At 34.9% G+C, this 23318-nt stretch carries 12 protein-coding genes; 4 read left to right on the top strand and 8 right to left on the bottom strand.

Going from position 1 to position 23318, the window contains the following annotated elements:
* Nucleotides 1-11: 11 nt before the first annotated feature.
* From ABYI63_RS08985 to ABYI63_RS09005, 5 genes are all read right to left on the bottom strand, one after another.
* Nucleotides 12-1322, bottom strand: coding sequence for an alpha-L-fucosidase (locus ABYI63_RS08985; protein ID WP_372755649.1), 1311 nt, complete (start codon nt 1320-1322; stop codon nt 12-14).
* A 133-nt stretch (nt 1323-1455) separates the two neighbouring features.
* Nucleotides 1456-3069 carry a hypothetical protein gene (locus ABYI63_RS08990; protein ID WP_372755651.1) on the bottom strand — a complete coding sequence of 538 codons (1614 nt, stop codon included), beginning with the start codon at nt 3067-3069 and terminating at the stop codon, nt 1456-1458.
* A 183-nt stretch (nt 3070-3252) separates the two neighbouring features.
* Nucleotides 3253-5583: a GH92 family glycosyl hydrolase gene (locus ABYI63_RS08995; protein WP_372755653.1), complete on the bottom strand. Its 2331-nt coding sequence runs from the start codon at nt 5581-5583 to the stop codon at nt 3253-3255.
* A gap of 143 nt (nt 5584-5726) precedes the next feature.
* On the bottom strand, nt 5727-7370 hold the full coding sequence (locus ABYI63_RS09000; protein ID WP_372755655.1) for a RagB/SusD family nutrient uptake outer membrane protein: 1644 nt from the start codon (nt 7368-7370) through the stop codon (nt 5727-5729).
* 18 nt (nt 7371-7388) lie between these two features.
* Nucleotides 7389-10469: a SusC/RagA family TonB-linked outer membrane protein gene (locus ABYI63_RS09005; protein WP_372755657.1), complete on the bottom strand. Its 3081-nt coding sequence runs from the start codon at nt 10467-10469 to the stop codon at nt 7389-7391.
* Nucleotides 10470-10777: 308 nt separating this feature from the next.
* On the opposite strand from ABYI63_RS09005, the gene ABYI63_RS09010 reads away from it, so the two are divergent.
* From ABYI63_RS09010 to ABYI63_RS09025, 4 genes are all read left to right on the top strand, one after another.
* Nucleotides 10778-12130: a DUF1080 domain-containing protein gene (locus ABYI63_RS09010; protein WP_372755704.1), complete on the top strand. Its 1353-nt coding sequence runs from the start codon at nt 10778-10780 to the stop codon at nt 12128-12130.
* A gap of 15 nt (nt 12131-12145) precedes the next feature.
* Nucleotides 12146-13495 carry a Gfo/Idh/MocA family protein gene (locus ABYI63_RS09015; RefSeq protein ID WP_372755659.1) on the top strand — a complete coding sequence of 450 codons (1350 nt, stop codon included), beginning with the start codon at nt 12146-12148 and terminating at the stop codon, nt 13493-13495.
* 93 nt (nt 13496-13588) lie between these two features.
* The gene (locus tag ABYI63_RS09020; RefSeq protein WP_372755661.1) at nt 13589-14773 is read left to right on the top strand and encodes a Gfo/Idh/MocA family protein; all 1185 of its coding nucleotides are present in this window, start codon (nt 13589-13591) and stop codon (nt 14771-14773) included.
* A gap of 83 nt (nt 14774-14856) precedes the next feature.
* Nucleotides 14857-16692 carry a family 78 glycoside hydrolase catalytic domain gene (locus ABYI63_RS09025; RefSeq protein ID WP_372755663.1) on the top strand — a complete coding sequence of 612 codons (1836 nt, stop codon included), beginning with the start codon at nt 14857-14859 and terminating at the stop codon, nt 16690-16692.
* Between the two features lie 227 nt (nt 16693-16919).
* Here ABYI63_RS09025 and ABYI63_RS09030 read toward each other — a convergent pair whose 3' ends face one another.
* From ABYI63_RS09030 to ABYI63_RS09040, 3 genes are read right to left on the bottom strand one after another with little or no spacing between them, the layout of a single operon-like run.
* Nucleotides 16920-18554, bottom strand: coding sequence for a RagB/SusD family nutrient uptake outer membrane protein (locus tag ABYI63_RS09030; RefSeq protein WP_372755665.1), 1635 nt, complete (start codon nt 18552-18554; stop codon nt 16920-16922).
* Between the two features lie 41 nt (nt 18555-18595).
* Complete coding sequence (locus ABYI63_RS09035; RefSeq protein ID WP_372755667.1) at nt 18596-21709, bottom strand: SusC/RagA family TonB-linked outer membrane protein; 3114 nt, start codon at nt 21707-21709, stop codon at nt 18596-18598.
* A gap of 36 nt (nt 21710-21745) precedes the next feature.
* Nucleotides 21746-23260, bottom strand: a complete 1515-nt coding sequence (locus tag ABYI63_RS09040) for a fasciclin domain-containing protein (protein ID WP_372755669.1) — start codon at nt 23258-23260, stop codon at nt 21746-21748.
* Nucleotides 23261-23318 lie beyond the last annotated feature (58 nt).

The raw sequence follows: 23318 nt of genomic DNA on the forward strand, positions 1-23318 counted from the left end.
TTAATGCCAATTTATTGTTTGTCAACAAATTCCACATTGGTTAATTTAACAACAATGGCATTAGGCCAAATTTTGTCGTTATAAAGGCGTTGCGCTCTAACGATGGAAAGTTCTACGTTATGATCCTGTTGCCTAAAACGAGATTTAGGGATGTTGTTTGGTGAATATTCCACCACCAAATCATTTTGACCTAAAACAGAAATTTCGGTATTTTTTGTTGTTTTTAAATTATGTATGTAAAATAGCTTTCTTTTCCCTTTAAACCAATTAGGTTGATTGGTAATAAACGCATAGGCAGTGTTTTCATTTTTGGCTTTTGTAAACCATATATCACCATCTTTAATGGCTGTTGGAACCGTTCTAACGTTTTTCACCCCTTCATTGTTTACAAACATCCAAAGCGCTATTTCACGTAAACGTTCTTCTTGTTCAATTGGTATTTCGCCATTTGGTTTTGGACCAACATTCATTAAAAAATTGCCACCTTTGGCTCTAATTTCAATAAGTTTATTAATAAGTTCCGTACCGCTTTTATACGTTTCGTTAGTGGGTTTGTAAGCCCATTGTGTGCCCATAGTCATACAGGTTTCCCATGGCCCAGGCATTGCTGCATCTGGAATTTTTTGCTCAGGTGTTTTCATTTCACCACGGGTAACTACAATGTTAGGATCTAATGAATGTACATACTGCACTATAGGGCCTGTTTTAAACGCATCAAAAAAGATAACGTCAATTTGCCCGTAATTGGTAACCAGTTCCTTTACTTGCTTTTTATCATATTCCAATAATTCTGCATTTTCTGTAATCTGGCTCATGGTGCTGTTACGTGAAATTAGCTCACCTTGCTTGTCTAGAAAACTAAAATCTTCTGGTGAAAAATACACCCCTACTTTTAAACCGTGTTTACGCAACGCTGTAAAAAGTTCTGCTGTAATATCCTTTCCGTAAGGGGTGTTCATGATGTTGAAGTCGGTCGTTTTGGTATTCCACATACAAAACCCATTGTGGTGTTTCGTGGTAAAAACCACATATTCTGCCCCTGTTAATTTGAATAATCTTGCCCATTCATCCGGATCAAATTTATCTGGATAAAATGTTTTTGGAAGTTCTTCCATGTACCTTTTTACATAATCTTTTGAAGCTCCAACCATAGAGTGGCTTATTACACTACCCAATTGAGAATCCATGCTCCAATGAATAAAAATACCGAAGCCCATATCCATGAATTTCTCATTGAGTTCGGGCTTGTTTCTAAGTTGTGCAAAAGAAGAAAAAGCAGTCAGTACGCAAATCAAAATTAAAAATTTACTCTTTGTATTCATTTTACTTCTAATTATAAATTATTGTTTTCTTAAAATATTAAATCCTTCAAAATTGGGTTTAGGTATTACTACCTTATGGGGTGATAATCTTTAGCTGGAATTCCCAATTCTACCAACCTATAGGCATCATCCTTTATAAATCCCCTTCTATTAATGGCCAAAAATCAAAATCTCTATCCAATCTCTTACCATCCGCAGACATCATTACCCATTGATTTTTTGCAGCTAAAACATCATACCCTAATAATGGTCCATTTGGAAATTTGAATTGCTTATTCAATATATCCGAATCAGGATTTGCTTTTAAAACTTCTTCAAAAACCCCTAAAGGCTCCACATTTTCGAAGATTGCTACTATGCCTAAACTATTGGTGGAATATACAACAACAGTCACATCGTTATTACCTAAATAAGAAGACCAGTTTCCTTTAGTTAGTAACGCCTGCATACCTTTTGGAATAACTACTGGGCCTGCAGCACAGGCAAAATTTTTATAGACTCCTGTATTGTTCCACTGCATAAAATCATCACTCGGTCCTGATAGGTGAATAACTTCAGAAAGGTGATCTGCATTATCATTAAGGAATAAACATATTGGTCTCGCTACAATTTGTGACTTTTTACCCCTATTTACACCTCCAGCACTAATTAAAAAATTCTTACCAGCACTACTAATTTCTGGCGATGCTTTCGGACCATGACCCTGACGAACAAAATAGCCATTTTTTTTATTGAAAAGCATCTCAACAAAAGCATCGGCTGGCCGATATGGCATACATGCCCCCATCAAAGCGTGAATTTTAGCAGATCCTACGTTTTTATCATAATCTTCAATACCTGAATAACTTAACCATGACTTGATGAATGCTGAATGATAATCGGTTGTGAGTTCCTTAATGCCTGCCTTTTCATATCTCCTACGCATAGGCGGAAAGTGTTTCAAGTTATAACTATTCAAGGCATAACTCCAATTTATATAATCGAGTAAATCCCTAGCTTGTTCTCTTATTTTTTCTGAAGCAAAAGCCTCTAAGTTTAGTAAGGCAGTTATTGTATACCCCAGATATGGAATTGAATTGAACTCATAGAGTCCATTAGTTTTCATTTCACCTATAAGAGACAAAAGCTTTTCTTCCATACCATTTTGAACATTATCATAATAACTATCAGTATTTCCCTGTAATTGAATGTATCGGTTCTTTAGATATCTAGATCCTTCTGTCATTAGCATATGGTTTTCGGTTTCCATTACCAAACCCAAGGTTCTAGGAGCTGTGTAGCTAAAGCGATTACCTTCTTCACACAGTAATACCTTTAAAAGATGATTTTTGGTTTCTGGATATAATACTTCTGGGTGGTCTCCGAATTTATATAGTATCGTGGTAAGAATCGTTAGTGGAAAATCATAATCACCTTTAGGGTTCATAATCCAAGATGACCCAGTATTCCCCCAAACTGTAAGTTTTTGTAAAATATCATTTACCTCTGAAACATTCTGTTTTAATAACAATCTGGCCAAAAGAATTCGCGTGGTATTCCCTTTTTTAAATAGCATGTCTTCGGTAATAGGCAGTTTCGCAACGCTTTTGTATATGCTATCGGCAAAAGTTGATGCTTCTTTCCAGTCTAAAGTTCTTTTGCGAGGAATCTTAATATTACCCTGTTTTACCTCAACGTCACCTCTATATTTTATTGTACCAAAAACCTGTGATTTAAGCTGCTTGTTATTGAATGCTATCAATAGCATCAAAATTCCAATTGAAAAAATTACAATATTCTTTACCACTTTCTTAATCTTTATAAATAAGCTTCTTACTTTCTACGTTTCAGTTAAAATGAACGACAATCTAAATTCAAACGGAAAAGTACAGATGATTTAAAAGTCTTTTACCTTATTTAGCAGAACTAACCAATACTCTCTAATTTAGTCTTAATTATTATTTACCTTATTGGTCATTTCTAAAATTAACTCCCCGCCATTTACAACATCACTTTGTTTAATCTTATAGCCTTCCACAGGACTATCGTTTAAAGTTACTTTTTTCACAAAAATATTAGCATCATTATTGTTAATTGTTTTAATTGTTAACGTATTATTTGAAAAATATTTCGGATTTAAGGTAATGCTAACCTCATCAAAAATGGGACTTCCTATTTGATATTCTGGATCTTCTTCGGTACCGCCATTCATCTGAAACAACCCAATTTTCATTAGCACATTTAAACTTCCCATTAACCCTTGGTCTTCATCACCATTGTAGCCTGTGGCTGGAGACAAACCACTAAAGGTTTTCTTAATCACGTTCCTAGTCCAAAACTGTGTGAGGTCAGGTCTGTTTAATTGATTAAACACAAAAGAGGTTTGTATTGAAGGCTGATTGCCAAAGTTAATTGGTATTCTGCTATACTCTGGATGTAATTCTTGTGCATGTGAATTACCAGCTGTAAAACCCAATGATTCGGCTTCAATGAATTGATTATTTAATTTTTCAACTGCGATTTTTTCACCACCCATTAAAGCAGCTAAACCTTGTAAATCGTGAGGTACAAACCATGTAGATTGTGCGCCGTTGGATTCTATAAAACCATTTTCCACTTGATACGGATCAAAATCCTTTTTCCAAACACCTTCAACATTTTTTGGTCTTATCCAACCTACCTCAGCATCAAAAACATTTTTATAATTCTTTGAACGCTTGATGAAATAATCATAATCTTCCATATGATTTAATTTTTTAGCCAATTGTGCTAAAGTCCAATCTTGGTAAGCATATTCCAAGGTTAAACTGGCTCCATCTTTATGAATCCCTCTGCTTTTTTCAGGAATTGGATAGGGTACATAACCGTTGTTTATATAATACTTTAGGCCTCCACCCACATTAGTTGTATGCTCGTAGCCTGCCTTCTCCATAATCCCACCAGGCATATGATTTTTTTTCAATGCTTGATAAACACCTTCTAAATCGTCTTTTATGATACCCCTTTGAATTGCGGACACGATAAAAGGCGTGGAAGAAGCCCCCGTCATAACATAAGTGTAATTACCTCCTGAAGGCCCTCTAGGAATTAATCCACCATCTTTATAATATTGCATTAAAGAATGGGTGAAATCTTCCATAATTTCAGGGTAAACAAGTCCCCAAAGTGTATTGATAGTCCATTGTGCACCCCAAAAAGAATCGGAGTTATAATGATTGAATTTCGGCTTACCATTAGCATCTAAAGGTATTTGACCTTTTCTAAATTGTGGACCCGTATTGTCTGGATACGCACCATTAACATCGCTAATGATTCTACGTCCTTGCAGCGCATGCCATAAATCGGTATAAAATCTTTTTTGGTCGGTTTCGGTACCGCCTTTCACTGCAATTCTACCTAGTAATTCATTCCATTCAGTTTTTGATTGGATTATTACATCATCAAAATTCCAATGAGGCAATTCAGCTTTTATGTTATTATCTGCATTCTCAACGGATGTATACGAAATACCAACTTTCATTAAAACCTGTTCATTAGTCGGGCTTAAATTAACTAAATAATTACCCGTTTCCTGGTCTTGGGAAACGGAAGCAATATCTGTATTCAACAGTACTTTAAAATAAAGTGTAATAGGTTTTGGACGTCTATGGGTAGGTTTCATAACTAGCATACCTGAAAGTTCATTGCTAGCATCTTTTTTTAAAACACCATCTCCATTTTCACAAGTACCCATCATGCTATTTAAATTGAAGAGAATAGAGGCTTGCTGATTTTCAGGAAATGAATACCGATGAAACCCAACGCGTGTTGTACTGGTTAATTCAGCTTTAATTTGAAATTTATCAAGTTCCACATAATGGTATCCCGGAGCTACTTTTTCGGTATCATGACTAAATTTAGAATAGAAATCTTTATATATGGAGTTTTTATTGCTTTCTGAAATAGTAACTGGCATTACAGAAACGCCAGATAACTGCCATGCATGAATATGGCTAAACCCCTTAATTGTATCGGTTTTATAACGATAACCACTGCCCCAATCGCTACTAATTTGAGTATCTGGACTCAAATTTACCATACCAAACGGCCGACAAGCAGATGAAAAGAAAAACCATCTTGAGTTTTCGGTATCTAATAGTGGGTATACTTTGGATGTGTAATCTATAGCATCCATTTTATCGTTGGTAACTACAAAGTTATCTTTGTTTTTACACGATAAAAACGAAAGTAACACAAAACTTATAATACTTATTTTGCTTTTAAGGGTGTAGTGTAGCTTCATTATTTTTTATTTATCAGTCATTCTTTATTTTAATCAAGCAAATACGTTAGTCTTTTTAAAATATATAGGCAGACAAATATTCGTCTGCCCATATAAAAAAAAACAAATTAACTAACTTTAAACAATCAATTTAAATTTTGCTATTAATACTTAGGGTTCTGGGTCATTGTGTTTGGTGAAATATCAATCTCTAACGTAGGAATAGGACGTAACAAATGTTTTGTTGCATCAAAGCCTCCATGATCAATTACATGTGGATTGTATAGGTTTATCCTTTCCTCTAATTTACCCATGCGTTTTAATACAGCCCATCTATTTTCTTCACCCGCTAACTCTAAAGCGCGTTCCTCTAAAATCACATCTAAATCAATAGTTGTATAATGGTTTGCAACACCCGTTGCTCGTTCTCTTACGCGGTTTAGGTGAAACAACGCTTGCGTAGAATTTCCTGCTCCAAAAAATGCTTCTGCTGCAAGTAAGTGCGTTTCTGCAACTCTAAAAATAAAGGCATCTCTTGCACCACCTCCTTCTTCAAAAAAGATTTCATCATCAAACTTTTTAAATATAGGAAAGTTTGTAAACAAGTTATTTCTTGTATATAAGTAATTAACACCTGGAATTTCGGCAGGTCTTCCAAATAAATATTGGTCTGGTTGATAAACCCAATAACGATTTAGTTTGTCCTGAAGTTCTTCAGTACTTAAAGCAACTTTTGGAAAATAAACCAAAGTGTCGCCTGGCACAATATTATCCGTACCCACTAAATCTACTTTATCGGCATAAATTACTCTATGAATCGTTGCGTCTTCTCTTGTATCATTGGCGTCAAACAATGAATAAAAATAAGGTGTAGGCATTAAATTATTTCCTGGCTTACCGTATTTATTTATTACCGTCATTCCTGGTAATGCTTGAACAGCCGTCATAAATAGCGAGTGCATATTATTACCTCTATCTGCATCAATAGCGCCGCCCCATTGTGCCGCAAAAAGAATTTCTGGATTTACCTGATTGTTATATGCAAAAACCTGTGGGAATGACTGACTTCTAATATCATATGTACCGATAGCTTCTACAGCTAAATCGGCAGCCGTTTGAAAATCGGTAGGTAACGCATAGGTTTTATAAGCTCTGGTTAAATACGCTTGAGATAGTAGATGCTGCGCAGCACGTTTTGAAAATCGTCCAGTTTGTGGAGCATCTAGTAAATTTGGAATGGCTGCTTCTAGCTCTTCAATTATTAATTTGTATGTAGCTTCTTCCGTTGCACGGGTGTAGTCATTTCTAATACTTTGCGGCTCTTCCAACTCCAATGGTACGCCCCCATATTGCTCTACCAGATTAAAAAAGGCAAATGCTCTTAGAGCTCTAGCTTGTGCGATTCCATAAGCTTTCTCCGTTTGTTTGTTGGCACTCCAGCTAATTTGGTTTTCATATCTATTGATGGCCGTGTTGGCTTTCGCAATTACCTGGTAATGAGCATTCCAAAATCCACTTGTGGTTGGTGCATTAAAACTAGTATAATCATTTTCACTTGAAACCGAAAAAATCTCTGATTGTACCGTAAACACATCGGTACCTGCATATCGGTAAGAATGGTTGTTATATGCTGCTCTAGTTGCAGCGTACACCCCAACGATAAGTTGATCGGCTGTATCTTCGTTTAGAAAATTTTCGCTGGTTACACCCGAGTAAAACTCTTCTTCAATATAGTCGTTACAAGCACTAAATAATATTGGCAAAGCTAATAATGCTATAACTGGTTTTATATTTTTAAATATTTTCATCTTTTAATAAATTTATAATTAGTAAGATAATTTAAGTCCAAACAATACTGTTTTTACCATATAACCAGCATTGTACGAGTTCTGCAAACCTGTTTCTGGGTCTGGCCCTGCATAATCGGTAAATGTAAACGGGTTTTGAATATCTAAGGTCAATCTTAAACTAGACATCTTAAGCTTATCCAATGCCGCTTTAGAAAATGAATAACCTACCCCTATATTTCCAATTTTAACGAAATCGTATCTGGTGTAATAATTATTTCCTGTTCTTCCATAATTTAAGGCAGGATTCGGCGCATCAGGATTATTTGGAGTCCAATATTCTAAATCAACTTTATTGAATTTAGCAACATCATTTTGCCAAGGCACAAAATTGTTGTAAAATTCTGAATGACCATACGAACCTTGTCTGGTATACATTTGAACTGAAAGATCGAAATTTTTATAAGTAAAGGTATTGGTCATACCACCAATCCAATCGGGTGAAAGTTGCCCTACTACGGTTCTATCATTATCATCTCCTTTTCCATCTTCATTTACATCTTTATATTTATACATCCCTGGGTAACTACCATCAAATGCATAAGCTTCTGCAGCTTCATCTAATTGCCAAATACCATCTATTTGTCTGGCATAAATAGCATCAACAGGTTGCCCTATTTGACGTACACCATGATTCCCATAAGGTATTTTATCCAAACCATCTAGCTCTAAAATTTCATTTTTGTTTCTAGCATAATTCAAATTAGTTGTCCATTTAAAATTATTAGTTTGTATGTTCACCGTATTTAATGTTATCTCTACACCTCTGTTTCTTACGGACCCAAAGTTTCCAACAGCCCCACTAAAGCCTGTAATAGCAGATAAAGTTTTATCAAGAATAGCGTCAACGGTCTTTTTGTTATATAGTTCTAGCCCTAAGCGAATTCTATTATCTAACACAGCTAAATCCAAACCTATATTAACCTCCTTAGAACGTTCCCATGTTAAATCGTAATTTGGTAACCCGCTTACTTTTAATCCATTGGTATGTGTGTTACCATATATATAATCGTATCTTTCTAAAAATGCTAAAGTAGCATAAGGTGATAGTGAGCCTTTATTTCCAGATTCACCATAACTTAAGCGTAATTTAAGATTGCTTAACCAATCGGTATCTTGTAAAAAAGCTTCATCGCTTGCTTTCCATGCAAAAGCGGCCGATGGAAAGAAAGCCCATTTATGCCCTACTGCCAACATGGAAGACCCATCATACCTTCCAGTAAAAGTGAACAAATATTTGTCCAATAAGTTATAATTTAACCTTCCTGCAAAAGACGACAGAGTTTCCTTTTGAAAGTGGGTTGCGTAATTTCTAACATCTGTACTTGCGGTTGTGTTGTAAAACTTATAAGCATCGGTATCAAACCCCCAAACTTCAATATTTGAACCTTCATTTTGATTGTAATATACAGATGATATTAATGTTGCTTTTAAATTATGACCTTCTGCCAGATCAAAATTAAAATCTACAGTGTTATCCCATGTATAGGATGTATCAAAGTAAGTATCATAATATGCTCTTGTTCTACTTGCAAGATTGTATGCTGATTTTGTTAATAATCCAAATTGTTGACCTTGGCGTCTGTTTCTAATATTTGGTGAAAACTGGGTTTTGAAACTAATCCATTCCGTAGGTTGATAATTTAAAAAAACATTAGCTATAACATTTAATGTTCTTGTATTGTTTAACCATGCATCTTCATACGCTTCGTAATACGGATTTGTAAAACGACCATCTGAAGCATCTGGAAACATTATGATATTACCATCCTCATCACGAGAACTTAACGTAGGAGCTAAACGCAAAGTACTCCTAAATAACTCGTTACTCCCCGTTTCTCTTTCAGATAAAGCTAAATATGATTTTAAACCTACTGTAAACTTATCGGATACTTTTTTGGTTAAGGACATACTTAAATTATAACGCTCAAATCCTTCAATTCCCATAATACCTTCATTACTTAAATAACCTAGCGAGCCGTTATAGGTTAAGCCATTTGTACCTCCAGACATTCCTAAGTTATGGCTAGTTTGAATACCTGTTTTTATATAGTCATTCTGCCAATCTGTATACCTACGGTTCGCTGCATTATCTGCCTCACCATTACTAGGTATGATATCGCTAGACATATCCACCGTTAAATTATTATAGTCGTCAACAGTTGGAAAAACAGGAGGTGTCGCAGTAGGCTTAAATAAACCTCTCCAGGCGTTTGCTCTTAATGCATCTTCAACAAACTGAACATATTCATCGCCATTATACATATCTGGTATATTGGTAGCCGAATTTATTCCCATGGTCGCTTCATAGGTAAAAATTGTTTTTCCTTCAATACCATTTTTGGTAGTAATGATCACCACACCATTTGCACCTCTAGCCCCATAAATTGCTGTTGCAGAAGCATCTTTTAAAATATCCATTTGTTGAATATCAGCAGGGTTTAATATATTGATGTCGTCGAAGAAAACGCCATCAACAACAAACAATGGTGCTGATAAATCATCATCAAGGTTATCGCTTAATCCATCACGTGTTTCATTTGTATTTTGAATAACTGTATTCCCTCTAATATCTATAGACAATGGGGCACCTGGTTTATTATTAGTCGTCCTAACATCAACCCCGGCAACGCGTCCTTGCAATGCCTGACCTAGATCGGTTTTCTTTTGTTCGGTTAGCGCTTTTGTATCTAACGACTCTACTGCACCAGTTAAATCACTTCTTTTTACAGATCCATAACCAATTACTACAACCTCATCAAGCTGAGAAGTATCTTCGGTTAATTTAATATTTAGTGAAGGTTGCCCATTGTATGTTACCTCCTTAGTTTGAAAACCAAGGTACGAGAGCACTAACACATCTCCTTTTTTAGCATTAATTTGATATTTCCCATCAAAATCAGTTGCTGTACCTATAGAGGTTCCTTTTACAATAACATTAACCCCTGGTATGGGAATGTTTTGACCATCTGTTACTACACCCGACACTTTTCCTTGTGCCCAGGAGTTACTTGAAAAGCCTAACACTAAGGCTATCAATAAGAGTTTTAGTTTAATCATGCTTATTCGGTTTTAGTTTAATTACCGCTAATCTAACATTAATGAAATAGTTGCAAATGGATGATTTATTCTGAAACATGGACATTTTCATTACCGCAGATAAAATATTACATTCGTTTAACTACCTATTTATAAATAAATTGAACTAAAAAGACACTTAACTTCTCTTAAAAATTCAACTTAGTTAATTATTGAAAAATCCATGGTTTTGAAGGATTAATCCATGCTAAAAACCCTAAAAAAAAGTATCTTAGTACATTATAATTAAACTAAAATTTGAAATGAAAAAATCATTATTATTAAAAAACATGCTGCTTTTATTTAGCGTCACTCTTTTTTTAAGTTGCAAGAATAGCCCTGAAGACACCACACCTTGGGTTAATTTATTTGATGGAAAATCGCTAGAGGGCTGGCATCAATTAGGAGGTGAAGCAAAGTACACAGTTAAAGACGGTGCTATAGTAGGCACAACGGTACACAATACTCCAAATTCATTTTTAACCACCGATAAAAGTTACTCCGATTTCATCTTAGAATTAAGTTTTAAAGTAGACCCGAGTATGAATTCTGGGATTCAAATTCGAAGCAATAGTTTCCCGCATTATAAAGAAGGGCGTGTTCATGGATATCAAGTAGAAATCGATCCTTCTGAACGTGCTTGGAGCGCCGGTGTTTATGACGAAGCTAGACGCGGTTGGTTAACCACCCTAGACAATAATCCGGAAGCACAAAAAGCATTTAAACAAAATGATTGGAACCATTACCGCATTGAGGCCATTGGAGACACCATTAAAACATGGATAAACGGTGTTCCTGCTACCCATTTAATAGACGAAAAAACGGCCAGCGGTTTTATTTCTTTACAAGTTCATAGCATTAAACCCGATATGACAGAAGGCACGGAAATTATTTGGAAAGACATAAAAATTATTACTGACAATGTTGCAAAGTATGCTCAAAAAACACCATTAAAACCGACCATAACAAAAAACCAATTAACTGTAGACGAGGCTAAAAAAGGCTGGAAGTTATTGTGGGATGGTGAAACAACCAATGGTTGGAAAGGTGCTAAATTGGATAAATTCCCTGAACAAGGTTGGGAAATTAAAGATGGAGTACTAAGTGTTTTATCTTCAGGGGGTGGCGAAGCCAGAAATGGTGGCGATATTGTTACGACCGAATTATATGGCGACTTTGAATTATCATTAGATTTTAAAGTAACCCCTGGTGCTAACAGCGGTATCAAATACTACGTAGATACTGAAATTAATAAAGGTGAAGGTTCTTCCATTGGTTTAGAATATCAAATTTTAGATGACGATTTACATCCAGATGCTAAATTAGGAAACCATGAAGGCAGCAGAACGGTAAGTTCATTATACGATTTAATTAAAGCCGACGTAAACAAACCTATCAATCCAGTTGGCGAATGGAATACGGCCTATATTTCTTCTAAAAACAACCATGTAGAACATTGGTTAAACGGTGTAAAAGTACTAGAATACGAAAGAAAAAGTGATGACTACAGAAAGCTAGTATCTGAAAGTAAATATGCCAAATGGAATAAATTCGGTGAATTGGATAAAGGGCAAATTTTATTACAAGACCACGGTGATTTAGTATCATTTAAAAACATAAAAATCCGTGCATTTAACAACTAAAGACTAAACAGAATTATGAGTTCAAACAGAAGAGATTTTATAAAAAAAACAGCTTTAGGTGCTTTAGGTGCTACACTGGTTTCCAATAGCGCAAATGCTATGACAGCTAAAAGTTATTCAAAAATAATAGGTTCAAACGATAGAATACATGTTGCCTTACAAGGTTTAGGAAGACGTTATGGGGCTTTTCTACCTCCAATTATCGATAAGAAAAACAATATAGAAATAAGCTATTTATGTGATGTAATGAAAAGTCAGCGCGACAAGGCTGCTGCTAACCTTTCATCAAAAATCAATTACAAACCAAAGTTAGAAAACGACATTAGAAACATCATAAACGATAAAAATGTAGACGCCATTTTTATGGCGACTCCAGACCATTGGCACGCACCTGGAGCCTGTATGGCCATGCAAGCGGACAAACATGTTTATTTAGAAAAACCGTGTAGCCACAATTTAGAAGAAGGCGAATTATTAATCGCATACCAAAAAAAATATAACAAAGTGGTGCAAATGGGTAACCAACAGCGTTCCTCATTACAATCGCAAGAAATTATTAAAGAAATTCATGGTGGCATTATTGGTGATGTATATAATGCCATTGCATTTTATACTAGCAAACGTGGTCCTGTACCACACCAAACAAAAGCGGCTCCGCCCGAAGGATTAGATTGGGAGTTATTCCAAGGTCCTGCTCCAAGACGCGCCTATACCGACAATACTTGGGATTATAACTGGCATTGGTATGGCTGGGATTATGGTACTGCAGAAATGGGGAACAACGCCACCCACGAATTAGATATTGCTCGTTGGGCTTTAGATGTTAAATATCCTGAACATGTTGAAGTGAAATCTGGAAAATTCCATTATAAAGATGATGGTTGGGAAATGTACGACACCATGGAAGCAACCTTCCGATTTGCTGGAAACAGAAGCATACAATGGGATGGGCGTAGCAGAAATGGTTACGACAAATATGGTGCAGGAAGAGGTACTTTAATTTACGGCTCTAACGGTTCCGTTTTTATAGACCGCAACGGCTATAAATTATACGACTTAAAAGGTGCTCTTATTAAGGAAAATGTTGTACCCGGCATAGAAGATGGTAATGCGCTTGGTGGCGGCGGACAACTTTCGGCTGCACATACACGCAACTTTTTTGATGCTATTAGAGGCAAAGCTGAGCAAACCTCACCTATTGAGCAAGGCGCCATTAGCCAAATGTTAACACATTACGCCAATATTGCTTCTAGAATCAATGCTTCCTTTGAAGTTGATGAAAATACAGGGCGCATCTATAACCGAGAAGCTATGAAATTATGGTCTAGAACTTATGAACCAGGATGGGAAATTAAACCAGTTTAAAATTTAGATTTTAAAACGTATCTTCACACAAAATAGTCCCGCAAATCTAATAGATAAAGCTATAATTTGCGGGAATAAAAGAATTAAACAAACATGAAAAGAAGAGACTTTATAATCAAGAGCTCCTTGGCTACTGCAGCTGTGTCAACTTCTGCTTTAGCATTTGGAAATGTTCTTGATTTTAAAAATGCAAATGACACCTTAAATATTGGCATTATAGGAACTGGTGATCGCGGCACTGGAATGATTTCTAACATTAATAAAATTAATAACTTTAACGTTATTGCCTGTTCCGATATTTTACCTTTTAGACTAGAAAACGGACTAAACAGGGTAAAGGGCAAAGCCAAAGGTTATAGTGATTATAGAGCGTTGCTAGACAATAAAGATATCGATGCCATTTTAGTATCAACACCATTTAATTTACACTCACAGGTAGCTATGGATGCACTAGATGCTGGCAAACATGTGTATTGTGAAAAAACAATGGCAAAAGGTTATGATGGCATTCATAATTTGGTTAAAAAAGTAAACCAATCGCATACGATATTTCAAACGGGACATCAATATCATAGTTCTAGACTTTACACCCATGTAGTGGAACTTATTAAAAGTGGAAAGTTAGGTAAAATAGTGGCTTTTGATTGTCAATGGAATCGCCATGGAAATTGGAGGCGTCCCGTATCTAGTCCAGAGTTGGAAAGACTAATTAATTGGCGAATGTATCGTGAATATTCCGGTGGTTTAATAGCTGAACTTTCTTCACACCAAATAGATTTTGCTAGTTGGGTTTTAGGTGAGAAGCCAAACCAAGTAATGGGAACTGGCGGTATTGACTATTACAAAGATGGACGTGAAACTTACGACAATATTCATTTAATATACAATTACCCAAGTGGTGTAAAAGCAAAATTTACATGTCTTACAAGTAATGCTAAAGACGGTTACCAAATAAAAGTAATGGGAGATAAAGGCACCATTATTTTAGATTACACAAAGGCTTGGTTTTATCCGGAAGGCGGAAAGAAAAAAGAACTAGGCATTGTTGATGGTGTTTCTGGAGCAACTTCTAAATTTGATAAAGCTTTAGGCTACCCTATTGAATTAGAACATACAGAACCTAGTGAACAGGCACTTATTGATTTTAGAGATAGCATCATAAATAATAAAAAACCAATTTCTGATGTTGTTACCGGCGCTAACACTGCCATCTGCATTCAAATGGGATTAGATGCCATGTACCACAACACTATTGTGAATAGTCCTGCTTTTTACTAAATAAAAGCCAAATATTCAGTATAATTATGAAACAGCTTGCTCATTTAGCAAGCTGTTCTTATTTTTAACAAAATTAATTTTCAATGAAGAAATACATCCTATTACTCTCCCTAACACTTGCCGCAACTCAAATTAAAGCTCAAAATAAAGCCGAAGAATTCGAAATAAAAACCTCACTAATTAATCCACAAAAAATCTCAAAAATAGGAGATGGTCACTATTTTATCGATTTTGGCAAAGCTTTTTTTGGTAATATTGAAATCACTTCAAAAACCAAACATTCCGATTCCATCATATTACGTTTAGGAGAAAAACTAGAACTTCCTAATAAAATAGACAGAAACCCCGGAGGCACCATTCGTTTTCAGGAAGTAACCATAAATAATTTACCCGCAAACCAACCTACCACACTTCAACTTAAAGCAGACAAAAGAAATACAGGTCCTAATGCTATTAAATTACCAAAGGAAATAGGTATTATTATGCCTTTCAGATATCTGGAGATTGAAAACTTAAAAGTTCCTATTGAGAATCTTACAATTTCACAAAAAGCCATTCATTATAAGTTTAACGATAATGCGAGTTCTTTTTCGTCGTCTAATAAAATAATGGATTCTATTTGGCAGCTTTGTAAACACACCATTAAAGCCACAAGTTTTATGGGATATTATGTTGATGGCGACCGAGAACGCATTCCTTATGAAGCCGACGCGTATATTAACCAGTTGAGCCATTATAGTGTTGACAATGAATATACCATAGCAAGACGAACTAATGCTTATTTTATAGATAACCCTACATGGCCAACAGAGTGGTTATTACACACCGTATTAATGTTTCATGCGGATTATATGTATACTGGTGATGTGGAACCATTAAAAGCGCATTACGAAAACCTGAAACTAAAAATGTTGATGGATTTAGAGCGTGCTGATGGATTAATCAGTTCAAAATCCCCAAATCTAGATGAAGCTTTAGTTGCTAAGTTAGGTTTTAAAAAAGGCGATAAACAAATACAAGATATCATCGATTGGCCAGGTGCACAAAAAGATACCGGTTGGAAAGTAGCTAGACCGGAAGGAGAACGCGATGGTTATGAAATTGTACCTGTGAACACTGTTGTTAATTCTTTTTATTATTACAATTTAATTTTAATGGCAGACATCGCAACGGCTCTCAACAATTCGGGTGATGCCATTTTGTTTAAAAACAAAGCAGAAAAGGTTAAAGAAGCTATAAATTCTAAATTATTTAACCATGAAAAAGGGTACTATTTAGATGGAGAAACCTCTACTCATTCTTCATTACACGCCAATATGCTACCCTTAGCGTTTGATTTGGTTCCTGAAAAACACATAAAAACAGTTACTGAATTTGTGAAATCGAGAGGCATGGCATGTAGCGTTTATGGAGCGCAATATTTATTGGAAGGTTTATATAAATACAACGAAGAAAAATATGCATCGGCCTTAATAAGCGATACCATTGGCGATCGCAACTGGTGGAATATGATAAAAGTTGGATCGACCATGACTATGGAAGCTTGGGATATGAAATATAAACCAAATTCCGACTGGAACCATGCTTGGGGAACCGCCCCCTTAAATGCCATAACTCGCTTTATGTGGGGAATAAGACCAAAAACACCTGGATTTGAAACAGCTACAATAGATCCCAAATTGGGTGATTTAGCATTTTCTGAAATAAAAGTACCTACAAAAAAAGGTTTTATTTATGCTGAACACAAAAAAGAGGATAATAAAACAGTTTATAAAATAACGATTCCGGACGGAATGCAAGCCGAATTCACAAAGCCTAAAAATGCTTCAAAAGTGTCTTTAAACAACAAAAAGGTTAAAAAGAAATCAGCCTCTGTAATGCTTAAAAGTGGCGTACACATAATAGTCGTTTTACACTAAATAAAAATATTACTGGAAAGTTATTCTACCCAAGGAAATAATCAATATAAATATCACGGGTTGTAATTAATGCATAACAATAATAAGTAGTAGAACTATTGATTATTTTGAATGGTTTTGATGCTCTAGATTCAATTAGTAAAAAATCACTCCTTGTAAAAACAAAAACGTCACTCAAAATTTACTTTCGAGTGACGTTTTTTATGTTATGAATAAACTTATTTAGCTTAATCAGTAGTTGGTTTAAAATTATCTGGAATTGTTAATGGTAAAAACCAGTTATCCGGATTCATTAATTTTTGTTGAACAGTAGTTGCTGTACTTGCATCACCTGCCGAAGCAAACTTACTTGCCACAGCATCTGCAACAACGCTTGGGTCTCCTTTACGATAAGCAAAACGCATCAAATCTTCCCATCTAGTACCTTCAAAAGCCAATTCCAATGCCGTTTCTTCCAAAATTATTTGCCCAACAGCTTCCTTGATTTCATCTTCACTTAAAGTAAAATCTACACTTCTCGGCGCTACATCAACCCTTCCTCTTATACCTTGATTACCTGCGGTAATAACACCACTAGAGTTTGCTATATAATACGTGCCTGTAGGAAAGTTTAAATAACTTTCAGGATTATTTAAAAATGGTGAATTTGAAGTTGTTGGAGTGGTGGTAGAATTGAAAATACCATTAACAACAGCCAGCGCTTGCTCTGGATGACCCGCATAATTAATAGCCTCAGCATATCTAAGATACACTCTTGCAGCGCGATTCCAAATAAAATAGTCATATTGATATTTAGCAATTGTAGGAACTTCGCGCAAACTATAGTAAGAACTAAGACCGTTTATAGTTCTATTATCTCCTTCTCCTCCAGAATATGGCGCACCTAAATAGCTTTTAAACTGAGAATCCCAGTTTGAAATAGCTAAATCTGAAGCTTTCATTTGATTAACAAGAACTTGATAGCTACTGTTTGGCTGTCTGTATTGATCGCTAAACGCCGTGTAATTGATTACTTCGTTGTTTACTACTGATTGAGAAAGGAAAATTAAAGGCCAACCAGTTGATACCGTATAATTCCCTCCACTTAAGGTGGTCGTTACGGTATTTGATGTTAAATTATAGCTAGCACCAGAAATGATATTTTTATCTAAAAAAGTTTTGTAATAGGTTGCTGCCATAACATAGTTTCCACCCCATAAATGTAAATCGCCCAAAAGCACATCGTTATCTGGTATCATACTAAAAATATTATACCCTAATGAGTTTTCATATTTAGTAACATTTTCTATACCTGCTACCGATTCTAAATTTTGAATTAATTGAACAATCGCTTCTTCAAACGTAAGCAAAGGATAGTTTTCTTTTAAATCTTGAGTACTAGCAATTGGCTTAGTAATGTAAGGAAGCTCACCGTAGTTTATTAAAATTTGCATCTGCGCCCATGTTCTAATTCGCATAATAGATGCATAATCATCTTGCAAAATCCCATCATAAGCTTCGGTATCAATACCGTTTAAGGCAAAATTACAATTGTTGATTATAGAAAATAGTACCGTTGGGTTTATGTATTTATTGTTTGGGTTTATGTTGTGCGTACTTATTTGTCTGATGTCATCTTCTGCATTGTCTGTCACATCTACCAAATCGGCTCTCATTTCTCCCAAAACGATATACTGTCCTGTAATTTCTTGCATTTGAGATAGCACTCCGAATAAAGCCGACCTCGCATCAAGTTTGTCATCGCCCAAATAATCTTCTTCTAACAAAACTTCTTCCGGAGAAACGTCTAAAAGACTTTCACATGAAGTAAATAGCGTTGAAGCGAAAAGTAGGCTTAAAATAATATTTATATACTGTTTCATTTGTTTTCTTTTAATGATTTCAATCTTCATATTCAATAAAATTATAGTCCTAATCTAACACCAATTAGTACAGAACTATATTGTGGCGTAAAACCAGCATCTATACCTTGTAAATAACTTACTTGAGATGCACTTACCTCAGGATCATAACCTAAATAATCGGTTATTGTAAGTATGTTATTTGCTGTAACATAAAACGTAGCGTTAAATATATCTGGCGTATATGATAAAGTGATTGTTTTAAGGCGAATGTAAGAACCATCTTCTATCCATCTATCTGAAAATCTTGAGTTTCCAACAGCGTCTCCATATACAGCTCGTGGGATATTGGTGTTTTGGTTATCAACTGTCCAGCGGTTTACCGTTGCTAAACTTTGGTTAGCTAAACCATCCATAGACTCTGTTTTCCATCTTAATGCATTATAAACATCATTACCTTGGCTAAATGAGAATATAGCTGACAGTGCAATTTTTTTGTATACGAATTTATTGTAAACCATTCCTGTAAAATCTGGATTAGGGTCTCCAATAACAACTCTATCATCTTCATTAATAACATTATCTGAAGCGTTTGCATTAACAAATCTCACATCTCCAGCTACGAATGGCTGATTAAATCCTGCAAAATCTCTCCAAAGCAAACCATCGGCAGTAGCTTCGGCTGCATTGTTATAAATACCATCTGTTTTGTAACCGTAAAACAATCCTAATGCGCTTCCTTCTTGGTTTAAAATAGTTGCATTTAAACCTTCAACATTAATAATTTGTCTATCACCAGGAATTGAAGTAATTTCATTTTTATATCTAGAAATATTACCTCCAATATCCCAACTAAAATTAGGTGTATTCATTACACGTGCATTTACACTAAATTCTACACCCGTGTTTTTTAGCTTACCGTCGTTACTTATATAATTTTCATATCCATAAACAGGGCTTAATTCAGTGTTATTAAGTAAACCATCTGTTACGTTATTAAAATAATCGACACTAAAAGATAAACGTTCATTAAACAAACCAACATCTAATCCTACGTTTGCTTTTGTAGTTTCTTCCCATCTTATAGAACTGTTTGCAATATTGCCACTTACAAGACCTGCACCTTCTAAAAATCTTGTAGAAACAAAGTAAGATTCTGCATTGTAATTACCAATACCATCGTTACCAGTTAAACCATAACTGGCGCGTAATTTCAATTTATCTATAGCTGTATTTTTAGCCATGAAATTTTCTGATGAAATTAACCACCCGGCACCAAGTGCAGGAAAAACACCTACGGGCTTATCGTCTCCAAAACGAGAAGATGCATCGGCAGAAATATTATAGCTAACAAAGTATTTATTCAAGAATCCATAATTAGCACTCCCGTAAATAGAAGCATAGTTCCAATTCCCAATACTTCCTGATGTAACGTACGTTAATCTGTTACCACTTTCTAAAGATGTAAATTGATCATCTGCAGAATTTCCACTTGTAGAATATGAATTTTCATAACTATTAGTATGATAACGGAACCCAAGACTTAAAGAAAAATCGTGAATACCATTTATCGTGTTTTTGTAGTTTAATCTCGTATCATTATAGAATGCGAATAAACTTTCTGCATTCACTTTTGATGTTCTATTCTGTGCATCACCATATTCGTTATACTCTGTAGAAAGACCTAAATCTGGTAAAAACACATTCTGTCTGTTTTTAATATAATTGGCACCAAATAAAGAGTGGATGTTTACTTTATTTGAGATTTTATATCCAAAATCAAAAAGTCCGTAAAGGTTATAATTTTTAGCTTGAAAAGTAGCATTATCCGAAATAGCGGTTGGGTTACTAAAACCACCTATAGCATCTATATCTTCATAAATATCTGTTACAACACCATCTGCATTAGGTACAAATGGCGCTAAAAATGGCGACTTATTAAGTGCCGAATAAATTGGTGAAGTACTGTACAATCCATCATCAAATAAATTGCGTGTTGTATAACTTACACTTAAATTGGTGTTTAACGATAACCTTTCAGTAATGTTAGCGTCTGCATTAAAACGTGATGTAAACCTGTTAAAATCCGCATTAGCAACTACACCTTCATTAGTTGAATACCCTACAGATAAACCATATTTTGCAACTTCATCTCCACCTGTTACTCTAAAATAATATTCGTTTACATAATCATTGCTGAATATTTCTTTTTGCCAGTCGGTTTCGTTATGATATTTTTGGTAATCTTGAAAAGCAGGATTTTCATTAAAGTAAGGTCTATTAGCTATTTGGTTGCTCGTGTATAAACCTGAATTATTTAATTGGTCGGATAAATACGTTCTGTACTGGTTACTGTTCATCATCGGAAGATTCTTTGGTGCAAAATTTAAACCACCTTGAACATAAAAATCTATTTTAGTTGAAACGTCAACCGTTTTATTAGTTTCTATTAATATTACACCATTAGCACCTCTAGAGCCGTAAATAGAGGCCGCGTCTTTAATAACGGTAATGCTGGCAATATCTTTAGGGTTTAAATCTGATAAAGGATCATAACTATAACCATTTATTAAAGTATTGTTTGCAAAGGTGTTTGTTTCAATCATCATACCATCTACAACAATTAATGGTTGTGTAGATCCGTTTAATGTATTATAACCTCTAATAAAAATATTAGCTCCAATACCAGGAACACCAGAACGCATGATTGCACGTGTGCCACTTAATTCACCATTAATTATGTTGGCAACAGATTCCTTAGGTACGGCTATAGATCCTTGTTTAGTATCAATAGCGCTTGTAATTGAAGCTTTTGATTGATGTCCCGTAGGCATATTGGCATTGTTATAGTACGATTCAAAATCGTTACCATAAATTGCTATTGCTACATTTTTACGCCCTCTTAAAGCTACCTCTTTTATTTGGTAATTAGGACTGCTCACAGTTAGGGTTGCTCTTCCGTCTGGTACTTTAATTGAGAACTTACCAGTTTTATCGGTTAGTGTAGATGCAAAGGTTCCTACTCGAACGTTAACCCCCGCTAATTCTTCTTTGCTAGCAGCATCCACTACCGTTCCTGTTACAATATTTTCAGATTTTACTTGTGCTCGCAATGCAAAAGTAACTCCTAAAAATAAAATGCAAAACAGGGTGTACGTATTTTTTAATTTCATCATAGTCAGATAATAATTCATGTTTAATTTTTGGTTGTCTTATTCTGTTGGAACTAGTTTTGCATAATCTATACCAAATGTGCGATCAAATAGTATGAGTTCAGGCTCACTAACATCAACAAATATCTTTAGTTTTACAAAATAACTATTGGCTTTTTCTTTATTAATAAACACGGGTATAGTATATGGCCCTCCAATTTGTATTTCCCCATCTTCTAGATTACTTACCTCTATGGCTGGAATGGTATTTACTACTGTATTTTTATTTGCATCTACATAGCTAAACTCAAACTTTAACTTCGTGTTTTTAGAAGCTCCTACAGGTACAAATCTTAAGTGTAGTGTGTAACTTGCTGATAGTACGTTACTAAAAGAAATTTCAAAGTAGTTATTGCTTCCAGTTGGATTTTGGTTCAAATTAACAACATTATAGAATTGACCAGAAGAGGTTCTATTATATTTTTTTTGAATTGTTAGGGCTGTTGCATTACCAATGGTTCTTCTTTCTGAATTTTCAATTTCGTATATTACATCTTTATAAATTACGTTTTTAGGATCGTAATTTAATTGGTTTACTACAAATACATTTCCGTTACTTAATGCGACATTTTCTGTAATAGTACTAGGATCCAACATTACCATATTTCCTGTGGTGGTAGTTACCGGACTTCCATCGAATTCATCTAAATCAATAGCTTGAAAATTTAAATTACTAAAAATAGCCTTATCTGTATTAGCTTTAATAGAATCTGCAACAGGGTATTTATAATAATCTTTAAATGTATTGTAAACTCCAGTATAAGCAGGTTCCGTTAAACCTATAAAAGAATAACGTCTTTCTTCAGAACTTAAATCGCCTATCGTTTTAAAATAAGAATTAGATGAAACAAAAATGGAATCATAAACAGATTGCCCTAAAGAGTTGGTTCCTATTTTAACACTATTGGCTTCATCGAAAACAGTTTCATTAAAAGTAGTTAAGAAATTCATTAACGAAGGGTACTCACTTGCGTTGTTATTAAGATAACCCCAAATATTTGGGCTAACTTCTAAAACTTCGTTTAAAGTGTGCAAAATACCATTTGATGTAAGTATATCTTTGGTTGCAAGATTTATACCTCCAAATGTAGAAGTTCCAGATGTATTAATGAATTCAATATATTTATCATTGAACATTTTTACAAGAGTTTCCTGATTACTTGTTGTATTGTAAGAAAACAAGCTTATGTGGTTCCCTATCAACTCTTTTAATGCATCAGGGTCGTTTAAAATAGCATTAGATACCTGAGCAAAAGCGGCATTATTGGGTGCCCACACGGTAAACGCTTGCGCAGATTGCAGTTGACTTTTATAGCCTGTCTGTTCTAGTAATGTAACAAATGTTGAATATTCTGGATTTTCAGACAATACCGTAAATATGTTCTTTTCTAGTCTAGAATCTTGTTGGTCGTAGTGGTCATCCCAAGCCTCTTCTTTACAGCTGACCGTAAGGAATATACAAACGATTACCAGTAATCGACTGAAATTAAATATGCAATTGTTTTTGTTCTTCATTATTAATTGTTTAATTATTGCTTAATATGAAGGAATCCAACTTAGGTTATCATTGGAT

The sequence above is a fragment of the Mariniflexile sp. genome, from assembly GCF_041583155.1.
Taxonomy (GTDB): domain Bacteria; phylum Bacteroidota; class Bacteroidia; order Flavobacteriales; family Flavobacteriaceae; genus Mariniflexile.

Excerpts from the sequence above, each read along its gene's own strand:
- ABYI63_RS09005 (WP_372755657.1), bottom strand. The coding sequence starts at position 10,469 with ATGATTAAACTAAAACTCTTATTGATAGCCTTAGTGTTAGGCTTTTCA.
- ABYI63_RS09030 (WP_372755665.1), bottom strand. The coding sequence starts at position 18,554 with ATGAAACAGTATATAAATATTATTTTAAGCCTACTTTTCGCTTCAACG.
- ABYI63_RS08985 (WP_372755649.1), bottom strand. The coding sequence starts at position 1,322 with ATGAATACAAAGAGTAAATTTTTAATTTTGATTTGCGTACTGACTGCT.
- ABYI63_RS09015 (WP_372755659.1), top strand. The coding sequence starts at position 12,146 with ATGAGTTCAAACAGAAGAGATTTTATAAAAAAAACAGCTTTAGGTGCT.
- ABYI63_RS09020 (WP_372755661.1), top strand. The coding sequence starts at position 13,589 with ATGAAAAGAAGAGACTTTATAATCAAGAGCTCCTTGGCTACTGCAGCT.
- ABYI63_RS08990 (WP_372755651.1), bottom strand. The coding sequence starts at position 3,069 with ATGCTATTGATAGCATTCAATAACAAGCAGCTTAAATCACAGGTTTTT.
- ABYI63_RS09025 (WP_372755663.1), top strand. The coding sequence starts at position 14,857 with ATGAAGAAATACATCCTATTACTCTCCCTAACACTTGCCGCAACTCAA.
- ABYI63_RS09010 (WP_372755704.1), top strand. The coding sequence starts at position 10,778 with ATGCTGCTTTTATTTAGCGTCACTCTTTTTTTAAGTTGCAAGAATAGC.
- ABYI63_RS08995 (WP_372755653.1), bottom strand. The coding sequence starts at position 5,583 with ATGAAGCTACACTACACCCTTAAAAGCAAAATAAGTATTATAAGTTTT.
- ABYI63_RS09040 (WP_372755669.1), bottom strand. The coding sequence starts at position 23,260 with ATGAAGAACAAAAACAATTGCATATTTAATTTCAGTCGATTACTGGTA.
- ABYI63_RS09035 (WP_372755667.1), bottom strand. The coding sequence starts at position 21,709 with ATGATGAAATTAAAAAATACGTACACCCTGTTTTGCATTTTATTTTTA.
- ABYI63_RS09000 (WP_372755655.1), bottom strand. The coding sequence starts at position 7,370 with ATGAAAATATTTAAAAATATAAAACCAGTTATAGCATTATTAGCTTTG.